We start from the raw sequence: 14,024 nt of genomic DNA on the forward strand, positions 1-14,024 counted from the left end.
AGTCGAATTCACGTGAAACTTGATGGGTGATTTTGGTCAGCGAATAGAAGTAGATGAGGTGGGAAGATATGATGATTTATATTGTGGAAGATGATAAGAATATTCAGGAGATTGAAAGCTTTGCTTTAAAAAATTCCGGCTATGAGGTGCGGGGATTTGAATATGCAAAGGATTTTTATGCGGCATTGGATGAGCAAATTCCGGATCTGGTGCTGCTGGATATTATGCTGCCGGATGAAGATGGTCTTCAGATTTTGAAAAAACTTCGTTTAAATCACAAAACAGTATTGGTGCCGGTGATCATGGTAACTGCAAAAACAACGGAGCTGGACAAGGTAAAAGGTTTGGATCTTGGTGCTGATGATTATCTGAGCAAACCGTTCGGTGTGATGGAACTGATTTCCAGAGTAAAAGCGTTACTGCGAAGAAGTGCTTCTATTCAGAAAAAAGAAGAGTATGAGTTTGAGGACATTATTCTGAATGACAGTAAGCATGAAGTGCATACTGCGCAGGGAAAATGTGATCTGACCTACAAAGAATATGAATTGCTGAAGTATCTCATTATGAATGAAGGGATTGTACTGACCAGAGACCGTTTGATGGAGGAAATCTGGGGCATGGATTTTACTGGAGAATCCCGTACGTTGGATATGCATATTAAGACACTGCGTCAGAAACTTGGTCCGTCCGGAAAATTGATTCAGACTGTTCGAAATGTAGGATATAGTTTAAATCATATCAGAGATTAAAAATCCATAAAAGTAAGACCTTTATTGCTCCGGGTCGTGAATCAGAAGGTAAGAATCTTTTTTACGAGGCAGAAAGTATGAGAAAGAAAATTCATAAAAATTTAGTTGGAATTGCAGCACTGGCGATTATATTGACGATAGGACTGACGTTCTGGGCATATTTCATGATGTTGCAGAAGCAGATTTTCCAGGATCTTCAGACAGATGTCCATGTGCTGGCAAGCTCGGATTATATTGTAGATACACTGGAACAAAATTATGATGCAAATGCGGATGGGCTGCGTATCACCCTGATTAGCAAAGATGGAAGTGTGCTCTATGAGAGCAAAGGAAATGCCAGCAAGATGGAAAATCATATGGAGCGCCCGGAGGTTCAGCAGGCATTAAAAAATGGGGAAGGAAAAGCAACAAGACGTTCTAATACGATAGGAACACTTTCCTTTTATTATGCGGAAAAACTGGATAATGGCTGCATTATCCGTGTATCCAGGGATATTCCATATGTAGCAAAGCTGAGTGTCTATCTGATTCCGGAGGGAATCGCTATTTTTGCCGGGATTTTTGTGTTGTGTCTGATTTTAGGACATATTATGACAAAGCGGTTTATTGAACCCATCGAAATGCTGGCGGTAGATGTGGAAAAAGTAAGTGAAATGCAGACATATCCGGAGATTCAGCCGTTTATCGAAACCATCAATCAGCAGCATCGGGAATTAAAACGAAATTCAAAGATGCGACAGGAATTTACGGCTAACGTGTCTCATGAATTGAAGACACCGCTGACATCCATTTCCGGATATGCGGAACTGATTGAGTCTGGAATTGCACAAGGGGAAGATACTGTGCGTTTTGCCGGAGAAATCCATAAAAGTTCTCAGCGTCTTCTGACATTGATCAATGATATTCTGCGCCTGTCGCAGTTAGATTCCGTAGAAGAGTGCGTGGATACAGAACCGGTGGATTTGTATGAGATGGCATTGAATTGTCAGGATATGCTGGAAATGCAAGCCAATAAGCATCAGGTAGTTGTTCGCGTGAAAGGTAGAAGTGAGGTTGTCCAGGCAAATCGCCGGATGATGGATGAGCTGATTTACAATCTGTGTGATAATGCTATTCGTTACAATCGCGTAGGCGGTTCTGTCAATGTTACGATCGGCGAGGAAGCACAGCATCCGTTTGTCTCTGTAAAAGATACCGGAATCGGCGTATCAAAGGAAGATCAGGAGCGTATCTTTGAACGTTTTTATCGTGTCGATAAGAGCAGATCCAAACAGACCGGTGGAACCGGATTGGGACTTGCGATTGTAAAACATATTGCGGTGATGCATAAAGCAGAGCTGAAGATTGAAAGTGAACTTGGAAAAGGAACGGAAATAAAAATTTTGTTTAACGCATAAATAGAACAAAGATGGAAAAACTCCAAGGCGGGGCGAAGATAGAAAATCTATCGTGCCTGCATTGGAGTTTTTTCAGCAAGAATTTAATTACGGATTTCAAGCAGTTTCTTTTTCAGTTCATCTTCCATACGCTGCATTTCAGCTTCTGCGTTGCGGCGTTTTTCACGACCTTCGGTCTGGATCTTTAGTACTTCGTCAAAGGTACTGATCAGAGATTCATTCGTATGTTTCAGTGTCTCAAGATCCACAATACCGCGCTCAGATTCTTTGGCAGTATCGATGGTTGCTGTTTTCAGGATATCTGCATTTTTGCGTAACAGTTCGTTGGTCATGTCTGTTACTTCACGCTGTGCTTTGGCAGCCTGTGCAGAGTGTTCAATGCCCAGCGCAAGTACCATCTGGCTTTTCCAGAGTGGAATCGTATTAACGATTGTGGACTGGATCTTCTCTGCCATCAGCGTATCATTATTCTGTACCATACGAATCTGTGGCGCAGTTTGAATGGAGATCATTCGTGTCAGTTCCAGATCGTGGATTTTCTTTTCAAAGCGGTCACACATGGACTGCAGATCTTTGGCAGCCTGCGCATCTTCCGGCAGATTGGATGCATTCGCCTTGGCAACTGCAGCAGCAAGTTCACCGTTTCTTACTTCTTCCAATTTCTTCTTGCCGGCAAGAATATACATGGAAAGTTCTTTGAAATAGGTCAGATTGACTGCATACATTTTGTCCAACAGGGCAATATCTTTCATGAGTGTGACCTGATGATTTTCCAGAGCAGTGCATACGTTGTTGACATTTACTTCTGCTTTGTCATATTTTGCTTTCATGGAAGTAATCTTGTTGGAAGATTTTTTGAATAATCCTTTAAATCCTTTGTCCTGTTCTGTGACATCAAAGCTCTTCAGATCAATAACCAGTGAGGAGAGCATATTTCCGACTTCTCCCAGATCTTTTGTGCGAACATTATTCAGCGCTGCTTCAGAAAAATCAGCCATTTTTTTCTGTGTTCCAACACCATATTGCAGGATTGCCTGGGAATTGTGAAGATCGATTTTCTGAGAAAACTCATTGACCATCTGAAGTTCTTCCGGTGTGAGGTTGTTTTCACTGAATGCCGGATCTGCGGCCTGCTCAGCGAGCTCAGAAGAAGCAGTTGGTGCAGGTGCTTCTTTTGTTTCCGGTGCCACATCGAACGTCAGTGTTGGTGTGGCTGTAAAATCTTTGAATTCATTGTCCATAGTAATTTATTCTCCTTAAATAATGATTTTAAATGGCAGGAAATGCTATTTGTTGTTAAGTGTGAAATCGTCCTCTTTCAGACCTTCCTGTGCCAGCATGGTGTTCAGTACGGAAATATCCGAAGAAATATCCCAGGCACGGTCGACAAAAAGGCTGTCCAGCAGTTTTTCGAATGCAACGTTCAAGGTATCAACCGTCTGTTCAATCTCTGCCTTTGTGCTGCGGATGTTATCGCCGGCAACAGGCTGTTTGTCAAGTTCCCGGTAGGCGTCCAGCAGTTTGGATGTAGTTGGCAGATAATAATCCATCATTTTTTGCAAATCCGGTGCAACTTCCGGATGAATCCGTACCTCATCAAAAATCCGCTGCACCAGCTGTTCCATTTTGTCCAGCTTGCGGGAAATTTCTTCTCCCGGAATGTCGTCATTGCATTCCCGGATATGGCGGATATAGGATTGACCTTCGTCGATCAGCTTCTGGCATTCATCAGATACTTTGTGTTTTTCCTGTTCCTTTTCTATGATTTTTTTCTGTTCGTAATATTTCAGACGTGCGCTGCGGTAGTCCTCATAAGCCTGATCGGAAAGCAGGAAGTAATTGTCCTGCGTATCCACATGTGCTTCGTAAAAAAGCCGCTGATTGATCATGTTCTGCAGATCCTTTGCGACAAAAGACACAGATTTATGTGCGCGGTCTGCCAGCTGCTGGATTGGAATGCTGAGGCGATGATCAATCTGGCGTACATAGCTTCGATAACGATTCAGCAGGCGAATCTTTTTGGTGCCTCTGGTACCAAGGTAAAAACCACCGGCTGCAAGTATACCGAAAATGATAAGCGGAACCAGAAACATATGGGAAACGGCTGCACTGAGTGCTATAAATGAGATCACACCGGCCAGTGTAAAAATACCCACGGAATAGCCAAGTGCCATACTGATGATAGCACCTGCCTGACCGCCGGGACGTTTGTTGTACAGTGCCGGAGGCTGTGGCTGCTCCGGTGCCGATTCTGTGTGTATTGTTTTGTAATATGGGTTTGCACTGTATGTTTTTTTATTCTGCTGTGCGGCAGTTTTTACAGAATCTTTGACATTGTCGATCGTATCGTTGATGACATCGCCGATGGAACGGCTCAGATTGGAAAAATCTCCGGTAGAGATGGCGGAATCTACGGCATCTTTGATCTTATCGCCAACGTCATTCCAGTTTGTGTCTGACATATATGTTTACTCCTTTGATGTTTCATTTGAAAAAACGACAGTTTCATGGTTTCTATGATACATTATCAGAAAGAAAAATACAACTATTGGCAAAGTGGAAAAAAGGGTATAAACTATAAAAAAAGCATAAACAGTTCCAACAGCCGGAAATATCAGATGTGAGATGACTTCCTGCAGAAGGAATAAGAAAGAAGTACAAAGTACAGGAGGTTTCAGTATGTACAGAGATATTGCAAAATTAATTATGTATGGAGATATAGACGAGGATTGTATTTTATATCAGATGGGCGAGATTTTCCGGGAATTCGAGGAAGGTACCCAGAGCAATGCGGTACTGATCCGCAAAGTCTATACCCAGATCAAACGTCTGCTGACGGTCGCAACCGATTTTGGCTTTGATAAAAATCTCTGGCACAATTATCTGGCGTATTTCCTTATTACAAATGAAAATCCGTTCAGTATCACCTGCGAAAAAATCGGTGCCAATGACGGAAGCGTTAATCATTTTGCCAGAAATGATTTTTCTGCCATTAAAAATCTGTTTGAGTATGATTTTTCTGAAATTGAGAAATCTCTTGGCATTGACTGTTTCACACAGATTTCCAATTATCGTGCAATTGAGAAAAAAGAGCTGATGTACAATAAAAACGTCAGCGAGAAAGTGCAGGCATTGAGCAGCCGTATGGAACAGGCCAGAGATGTGGAAGGATTTTTTACAGCGGTAACCGAATTTTACAGAGATTATGGTGTTGGCATGTTTGGTCTGAACAAAGCGTTCCGTATCCAGGATCGTACCGACAGCAAACTTGTATTTTTACCGATCAACAACATGGACAAAGTTATGCTGTCTGATCTGGTTGGTTATGAAATCCAGAAAAAGAAACTGGTGGACAATACCCGTGCTTTTGTGGAAGGCAAAAAAGCAAACAATGTATTGCTCTTTGGTGACAGTGGTACCGGTAAATCAACCAGTATCAAAGCCATTGTCAATGAGTTTTATGACCAGGGCCTGCGTATGATCGAGATTTACAAGCATCAGTTCAAGGATCTGTCTAACGTCATTGCAGCGGTGAAAAACAGAAATTATAAGTTCATTATTTATATGGATGATCTTTCTTTCGAGGAGTTTGAGATTGAATACAAATTCCTGAAAGCAGTCATCGAAGGCGGTGTGGAGACGAAACCGGATAATATTCTGATCTATGCGACATCCAACCGACGTCATCTGATCCGGGAGACATGGAGCGACCGCAACGATGTACAGCAGGATGAAGGTATGCATCGTTCTGATACCATGCAGGAGAAACTGTCTCTGGTCAACCGTTTTGGTGTTACCATCAATTACTCCAAACCGAGCCAGAAAGAGTATTTTGATATTGTAATCCATCTGGCAGCAAAATCCGGAATTAAGATGTCTGAAGATGAGCTGAAAGCGGAAGCAAATAAATGGGAACTGAGTCATGGAGGTATTTCCGGAAGAACGGCGCAGCAGTTTATCTATTATCTGCAGGGCAAAGAGGATAACGAAAAATAATATGTATAGAAGGGGGTTTTTCTATGAGAATTGAATTTATTGGTGCAGCGCACGAAGTAACAGGAAGTTGTCATTATCTGAAAATCGGGGAAAAACATATTCTGGTGGACTGTGGTATGGAGCAGGGGGCCGATATCTATGAGAACCAGGATATTCCGGTGAACGCGGCAGCCATTGATTATGTGTTTGTGACACATGCACACATTGATCATTCAGGATTGCTGCCGCTGTTGTATGCAAGAGGATTCCGTGGACAGATTTTTGCCACAAATGCAACAACACAACTTTGTAATATCATGTTGAAGGACAGTGCACACATTCAGGAATTTGAGGCAGACTGGAGAAACCGGAAAGCCCGAAGAGCCGGACAGCCGGAAGTAGTTCCAATGTATAGTATGAATGATGCTCAGGGTGTTCTGAATTATTTTGTGCCATGTGATTATGACAAAAAAGTTCATGTGTGTGATGAATTGACGGTATGTTTCCGGGATGCAGGGCATCTGCTTGGCTCCTCCTTTATCGAGATGTGGGCTAAGGAAGAGGAGGATGAGTGTAAGCTGATCTTCTCCGGTGATATCGGAAATGGCAACCGTGCCCTGATCCGAGATCCGGAAATTCCGGAATCTGCGGATTATCTGATTATGGAGTCGACCTATGGAGACAGAAATCATGAGGTTCCGCCAGATTATGCATCTGAACTTGCCCGCGTGCTGGCAGTAACCTTTGCCAGAGGCGGAAATGTGGTGATTCCGGCGTTTTCTGTAGGTCGAACGCAGGAGATGCTGTATTACCTGAGAAAAATCAAACAAAATCAGATGTTATCTTCTTTCCAGAATTTTGAAGTATATGTAGATAGTCCGCTTGCTATCGAGGCAACGAATATTTTCAATAAAAATGTGCTGGAGTGTTTCCGGGAAAAGGATCTGGAAATGATCAAAAACGGTGTGAATCCCATTGGTTTTCCAGGCCTGAAGACGACCGTTTCCAGTGACGAATCCAGAAGTATTAACTTTATCAAGACACCGAAGGTAATCATTTCTGCGTCCGGTATGTGTGAGGCGGGCCGTATCCGCCATCATTTGAAACATAACCTTTGGCGGGAAGAGTGTACGATTGTATTTGTAGGCTATCAGGTGCCGGGTACGCTTGGCTACCAGTTGCTGAATGGTGCAAAAGAAGTAAAACTTTTTGGGGAGACGGTACATGTCAATGCAGAAATCCTGAATTTGCCGGGTATCAGCGGTCATGCAGATAAGGATCATCTGACAGCATGGGTGCAGGGCATGAAGCAGAAACCGAAACGGATTTTTGTCGTACATGGGCAGGATCAGGTGACGGATAATTTTGCGGCACATTTAAAAGAAGTGGTCGGTGTGGATGCAGTGGCGCCTTACAGCGGTGATATCTATGATCTGCAGCAGAATCTGTGTGTGGTTCAGGGCAGCCGCAAACTGGCCGAAAAACGTAGGACGAAGAAATCCGGCAATACGGTATTTGAGAGACTGCTGGCAGCTGGTCAGCGCCTGATCGCAGTGATCCACAAGAACAAAGAAATCGCAAACAAAGATATGGCGAAATTTGCAGATCAGATCAATGCACTGTGTGATAAGTGGGACAGATAATAATTGTTAAAATAGAACTATTCAGAAACATGCTGAGTAGTTCTGTTTTTATGTATCGTTGTTTAAATGAGGAGGATAGCAATGATTAATGAAATCATGGAGTACAATAAAAAATTTGTGGAGAATAAAGCGTATGAGCCGTATCTGACCAGTAAGTATCCGGACAAGAAACTTGCAATCCTGACCTGTATGGATACCCGGCTGATCGAGCTGCTCCCGGCGGCACTCGGCCTGAAAAACGGTGATGCGAAGATTATTAAAAACGCCGGCGGCGTGATCACGCATCCATACGGAAGTGTGGTCCGCAGTCTTCTGGTTGCCATCATTGAACTTGGTGTGGAAGAGGTTATGGTCATCGGACATACGGACTGCGGCGTGCAGGGCATGGACGGCGGAAAGCTGCTGGAGGAACTGACGCACAGAGGAATTTCCCAGGAGCATATTGACATTATCCGCAGCAGTGGGATCAATCTGGAAAAATGGCTGGGCGGATTCGACTGTGTGGAACAGTCAGTGAAAGATACTATCCTTGCACTTCAGAAACATCCGTTGATGCCAAAGGATATCATGATTCGCGGTTTTATCATGGATTCCGTGACCGGAGAACTGACAAAAGTTTCCGTGGAGTAGCGGTTTTGTCTTTTCTTATATCGGAAGCAGTGTTATACTGTTAGGATAAAGAAATCTGCATTTGGAGAGTTTTTTTGGAAGAATTCTGAGAATGCAAAATGAGACAAAAGGAGAAATTTCATGCCTGTATTTGATTTTAATAATAAACCGGATAAAAATTCTCATGGAGAATGTACATATACAATGTTGTTTTCGAATGCATCTGAAGCCACAGCAGAATCACCGATTCTGTTACTGGACAACCAGAGCCGCCAGTGGAAACATCATTCCTGTGGTGTGTTTACCAACCCGGTAAAACGCACATCCTTTGAATTCGAGGAGGAAGATGGCAAAGTCAGTGCGGATATTTTACAGATGGATGCTCGTTTTGTCAGTCTGCTCCGCTGGCTGGGAGAAAATCACATCACTGTGCGTCTGTCTGGTGTGAACCGGCCGGATGGCTATGCGGTATATAAAATCCGTGAGATTGCGTTCGGCGGCGGTACGAAATTATCTGCAGAAGATGGATTTTTGCAGTTTATGATGGAGCGTCTGTTTGCAAGCAATGCACCGACAGAGGCGAATGATGAGGAAGAGCAGGAAGAAGAAGGCGACAGCATGAAGCTGACCAGTCTGCAGAGTATTACAGATTTTATGAACTGCGCAGGACGAACCCTGCCGGATAATATTCGTCTGTGGGCTCGCCGGAACCTGGCGGTGGCCCGTTCCCATGAAGTATCCGCGGAGGAGCGCCGGCATGCACAGCGTGCGTTGTCCATTATGATGAACATTCGCTGGAAGAGTAATTATTTTGAAGCAATTGATCCGGAGGAGGCACGTCGGATCCTGGATGAGGAATTATATGGTATGGAGCGTGTAAAACAGCGTATCATTGAGACCATTATCCAGATCAACCGTACGCACACGCTGCCAGCGTATGGTCTTCTTCTGATCGGACCTGCCGGAACCGGAAAATCCCAGATTGCCTATGCGGTAGCACGTATCCTGAAACTGCCGTGGACCACACTGGATATGAGTTCCATTCATGATCCGGAGCAGCTGACCGGAAGCTCCCGTGTCTATGCCAATGCAAAACCGGGTATCATTATGGAAGCATTTTCCGCAGCAGGTGAGTCCGGACTGGTATTTATTATCAACGAGCTTGACAAGGCATCCAACGGAAAGGGGAACGGAAATCCTGCAGATGTCCTGCTGACACTGCTGGATAACCTGGGATTTACCGATAATTACATGGAGTGCATGGTTCCGACTGTCGGTGTATATCCGATTGCTACGGCCAATGACAAAGACCGTATCAGTGCACCGCTGATGTCCCGTTTTGCAGTAATCGAGATCCCGGATTATACACCGGAAGAGAAAAAGACGATTTTCTCACGTTTTTCATTGCCGAAAGTATTAAAACGTATGGGCATGAGCGAGCAGGAATGTATCGTTACACCGGAAGGTCTGGATGTAGTTGTGAGAAAATATGAAAACACTACCGGTATCCGTGATCTGGAGCAGGCAGCAGAGCATATCGCTGCCAATGCATTGTATCAGATTGAGGTAAATCATGTGGCATCGGTCACTTTCGACGCAGCAGCAGTGGAAGCTTTGCTGGAGTAAGGTTTCAACTAGACATGGATAGATTTTGCGAAAGCAATGATTCTGTCCATGTCTTTTTGGTAAGTAGGAGTCTGAGAACGGATACCGGCTTATGATATGAGGAAAACACTATGACAGAAAATAATAGAAACAGACACATCTGTACCGGACTGATGGCGCATGTGGATTCAGGAAAAACCACACTGTCAGAGGCTCTTTTGTATGCTTCCGGGACAATTCGGAAACTTGGAAAAGTAGATACAAAAGATGCGTTTCTGGATACAGATGCGAGGGAACGTGACCGGGGAATTACAATTTTTTCCAAACAGGCGGAGTTGACCTGGCAGGGAATGGAGCTGACTTTGCTGGACACGCCGGGACATGTAGATTTTTCCGCAGAGATGGAGCGGGTGCTTCAGGTGCTGGATTACGCGGTACTGCTGATCAGCGGGGCAGACGGTGTGCAGGGACATACACAGACATTGTGGAGTCTGCTGCAACAGTATGAGATTCCGACGTTCCTTTTTATCAATAAAATGGATCAGCCCGGTGCCAACAAGGAAGCGCTGATGGCAGAGTTAAAAAGCAGGCTTTCTGAGGGATGCATTGATTTTTCCCATGCGCAGTATATGGAAAACGGAAAATCGGCTCATGATAAGATAGAACAGGGGGAATATGTGGGCAGATCAGATTCTCTGATACCGGATACCGAGGCTATGGAATTCTGGTATGAGGAGCTTGCTACCTGTCAGGAGGAGGCACTGGAAACGTATCTGGAAACCGGAAGTATTCCGAAGAAACAGATTCGGGATATGATCACAGACCGGCTGGTATTTCCTTGCTATTTTGGTTCTGCATTGAAAATGCAGGGGATTGAGGCGTTTCTGGATGGATTTGCAGAGTGGACGGAACCGGTACAGTATCCGCCGGAGTTTTCCGCAAAAGTATATAAGATTTCACGGGATGAGCAGGGAAACCGTCTGACCCATTTGAAAGTTACCGGAGGCACACTGAAAGTCAAAGATCTTCTCTGTACAAAGACGGAAGGGGAAGATGAGACTTTGGAAAAAGTAAATCAGATCCGTATTTATTCCGGTGAAAAATATGAAGTTCGTCAGGAAGCAGAGGCGGGAGAAGTCTGTGCGGTGACAGGCTTACAGGAGACTTATCCTGGACAGGGACTTGGGGAAGCAGCAGAGACGCTGCCACCAATTTTGGAACCGGTGCTGACCTGTCAGGTGTGTCTGCCGGAGGGCTGTGATCCGGCGGTGATGCTTCCGAAACTGAAACAGCTGGAGGAGGAACAACCGGAGCTTCACATCATATGGGATGAGCAGCTGCAGGAAATCCAGGCACAGATCATGGGCGAGATCCAGACTGAGATCCTGCAAAGTGTGATCGCAGAGCGCTTTGGTGTGGATGTGACTTTTGGCAGTTCCCATATTGTATATAAAGAAACCATTGCAAATACCGTGGAGGGAGTCGGACATTTTGAACCACTGCGCCATTATGCAGAGGTACATCTTCTGTTGGAACCGCTCCCTGCAGGCAGCGGACTGGTATTTGCAGCAGACTGCAGTGAGGAACTGCTGGATAAAAACTGGCAGCGTCTGATTCTGACGCATCTGATGGAGCGGGAGCACCGCGGGATACTGACAGGATCTGTGATCACGGATATGAAGCTGACACTGATTGCCGGGCGTGCGCATCAGAAACATACCGAGGGTGGGGATTTCCGGCAGGCGACGTACCGGGCCATCCGCCAGGGTCTGATGGAAGCAGAGTCCGTACTGCTGGAACCATATTATGAGTTCCGGATGGAAATCCCGGAGGAGATGATCGGCAGGGCGATGACGGATGTGGAAAAAATGAGTGGAACCTTTGAACTGGCACCGAAAGAACATGGATTTTCTGTGCTCATCGGCAAAGCACCGGTTAGTGAGATACAGAATTATCCGAAAGAAGTGGCGGCTTATACGAAAGGATTCGGACGGATCTTCCTGACACCGGCAGGCTATGCACCCTGCCATAATGCAGAAGAAGTCATTGCTGCCATCGGATATGATGCGGAGCATGACACGGCCAATCCTTCCGGTTCTGTATTCTGTGCCCACGGAGCAGGTTTTCATGTTCCATGGAACGAAGTAAAGAAACATATGCATGTGGAAGGCTGGCAGCCGGAGACAGCAGTCCGTGAAGAACTGCCGGAGCGAGCCACCCACAGTGTGATGGATGAATGGATCGGGGTGGATGAGGTAGATGCCATTCTGGAAAAAACATTTTATGCAAACAGTGGAGCGCGGACCAGAAGGAACGGTGTGGTGCGCCGCCGCAGAGTGGAAAGCCGCAGTGAATCGGTAACGAGGAGCTTTACGCCACAGCCCAGGAAGCAGGAATATCTGCTGGTGGATGGATATAATATCATTTTTGCATGGGATGAGCTGAAGGAACTTGCCCGGGAAAATATGGATGCAGCCAGAGGTATTCTGCTGGATAAGTTGTGTAATTATCAGGGAATGAAACAGATGGAAGTCATCGCAGTCTTTGATGCTTACCGTGTGGCGGGACATCAGACAGAATGCTCGGATTATCATAACATTCATGTGGTATTTACAAAAGAAGCAGAGACAGCAGATCAATATATTGAAAAATTTGCACATATGAACGCATCGAAGTATCAGGTGACAGTGGCAACTTCCGATGGGCTGGAACAGATCATCATCCGGGGGGAAGGCTGCCGGTTGCTGTCTGCGCGGGATTTACACGCAGAGATGGAACTGTCCGGCAAGCAGCTGCGGGAGAGTTATCTGGAACAGACGAGTGCGAAGAATCGTCTGATCGGGGAACTGCTGGAGGCACAGAAAAAATCGGAAGAGTGAAAAACAGTCTTTAAAAACAAAAAATGCAGAGCATCCCTGAGGTATGGGAGGATTGGGAGAGGATGAAAACACAGTTTAATATAACAAGTATGAAATGGGATCTGGAGCGTTATACGTCTGTGGAAGATTTTGCAACAGCGCTGGAGGGCTTTGATGGTGTGGAACTGATGGATTACGGGGATGATATCAGTCCTATTATTCCGGAAGAAAAGGTGATTGGCATACATATGCGCTGTCCGTATCACTGGCTTGATTTCTGGAACGGAGATATGGAACGGTGTATCCGGGAATATGGATCCGAAAAACAGGTATACGAAAATTTTGGTGGAACAGACCGCCAGGCACTGGTGGACGCATTTTTGCAGGATTGGAACCGTGCGCTGCTTCATCAGGCAGAGTATGCGGTATACCACATTTCTGATGTTACCTGCATGGAATGTCTGACGGGGGAATATGCACATACGGATGAGGAAGTCATCGATGCGGCCTGTGAAATGATCAACCAGGCATTGCCGGCGACAGCAGAAGGTCCCTGGCTGCTGCTGGAAAACCTGTGGCATCCGGGACTGACGTTTACCCGGCCGGAGATGACCAGACGGCTGCTGGAAGGAATTCATTATCCGAAAACAGGATTTATGCTGGACACCGGTCATCTGATGCATACGGATCTGGAGCTGAACTCCCAGGAGGAGGCGGTCTCATATATCCACCGGTGTCTGGATCAGCACGGTGAGCTGTGTGATCACATCCGGGGCATTCATCTGAACCAGTCACTGACCGGAGCATACCGGAAACAGCTGATGGAAAATCTGCCGGAACTGTCTGAGGATTATAACGAACGGATGGAGAAAATCTATACCTGCGTATTCCGGATGGATCAGCATAAACCCTTTACCTGCGCAGGGGTACGGGAGCTTATTAAGCGGATTGATCCGGACTATCTGACTTATGAATTTATATCAAATAACCGGGAAGAACATATGGAATTGCTACGGCAGCAGCGCCAGGCACTACAAGAGCGTTGATTAATAGTAGAAGTGTAAATAAAAAGGAAATCTGTTCCTCGATGCAAGGCGTTTCAGCCTGTATGAGTACACAGATTTCCTTTTTTCCTATCAAAATACTTCACATTACTGACAGAGTGTGCTATAATTAGCACTCAATAAG

Annotated in this window: 10 protein-coding genes; 8 read left to right on the forward strand and 2 right to left on the reverse strand. The window is 45.3% G+C overall.

Going from position 1 to position 14,024, the window contains the following annotated elements:
- Positions 1 to 71: 71 nt before the first annotated feature.
- Positions 72 to 749: a response regulator transcription factor gene (locus ACIRUQ_RS02615; protein ID WP_204987662.1), complete on the forward strand. Its 678-nt coding sequence runs from the start codon at positions 72 to 74 to the stop codon at positions 747 to 749.
- 77 nt (positions 750 to 826) lie between these two features.
- Positions 827 to 2,146 (forward strand): ATP-binding protein, encoded by a 1,320-nt coding sequence (locus ACIRUQ_RS02620; protein ID WP_021739569.1) that lies wholly within the window; start codon positions 827 to 829, stop codon positions 2,144 to 2,146.
- Between the two features lie 83 nt (positions 2,147 to 2,229).
- Here ACIRUQ_RS02620 and ACIRUQ_RS02625 read toward each other — a convergent pair whose 3' ends face one another.
- Positions 2,230 to 3,387 (reverse strand): toxic anion resistance protein, encoded by a 1,158-nt coding sequence (locus ACIRUQ_RS02625; protein ID WP_055290797.1) that lies wholly within the window; start codon positions 3,385 to 3,387, stop codon positions 2,230 to 2,232.
- Between the two features lie 45 nt (positions 3,388 to 3,432).
- Positions 3,433 to 4,608, reverse strand: a complete 1,176-nt coding sequence (locus ACIRUQ_RS02630; RefSeq protein ID WP_055290799.1) for a 5-bromo-4-chloroindolyl phosphate hydrolysis family protein — start codon at positions 4,606 to 4,608, stop codon at positions 3,433 to 3,435.
- Positions 4,609 to 4,825: 217 nt separating this feature from the next.
- On the opposite strand from ACIRUQ_RS02630, the gene ACIRUQ_RS02635 reads away from it, so the two are divergent.
- The 6 genes from ACIRUQ_RS02635 (at position 4,826) to ACIRUQ_RS02660 (ending at position 13,882) form a co-directional block, all read left to right on the forward strand.
- Positions 4,826 to 6,142 carry an ATP-binding protein gene (locus ACIRUQ_RS02635; RefSeq protein ID WP_022035383.1) on the forward strand — a complete coding sequence of 439 codons (1,317 nt, stop codon included), beginning with the start codon at positions 4,826 to 4,828 and terminating at the stop codon, positions 6,140 to 6,142.
- A gap of 23 nt (positions 6,143 to 6,165) precedes the next feature.
- Positions 6,166 to 7,764: an MBL fold metallo-hydrolase RNA specificity domain-containing protein gene (locus tag ACIRUQ_RS02640; protein WP_022035384.1), complete on the forward strand. Its 1,599-nt coding sequence runs from the start codon at positions 6,166 to 6,168 to the stop codon at positions 7,762 to 7,764.
- Between the two features lie 81 nt (positions 7,765 to 7,845).
- A complete protein-coding gene (locus ACIRUQ_RS02645; RefSeq protein WP_022035385.1) occupies positions 7,846 to 8,394 on the forward strand; it encodes a carbonic anhydrase in 549 nt (182 codons plus the stop codon).
- Between the two features lie 120 nt (positions 8,395 to 8,514).
- On the forward strand, positions 8,515 to 9,999 hold the full coding sequence (locus ACIRUQ_RS02650; protein WP_055290801.1) for an AAA family ATPase: 1,485 nt from the start codon (positions 8,515 to 8,517) through the stop codon (positions 9,997 to 9,999).
- A gap of 110 nt (positions 10,000 to 10,109) precedes the next feature.
- Positions 10,110 to 12,857, forward strand: coding sequence for a translation factor GTPase family protein (locus tag ACIRUQ_RS02655; RefSeq protein ID WP_055290803.1), 2,748 nt, complete (start codon positions 10,110 to 10,112; stop codon positions 12,855 to 12,857).
- 62 nt (positions 12,858 to 12,919) lie between these two features.
- Positions 12,920 to 13,882, forward strand: coding sequence for a TIM barrel protein (locus ACIRUQ_RS02660; protein WP_055290805.1), 963 nt, complete (start codon positions 12,920 to 12,922; stop codon positions 13,880 to 13,882).
- Positions 13,883 to 14,024: the final 142 nt, after the last annotated feature.

The organism is Eubacterium ramulus (genome assembly GCF_045002895.1).
Lineage (GTDB): Bacteria > Bacillota > Clostridia > Lachnospirales > Lachnospiraceae > Eubacterium_I > Eubacterium_I ramulus.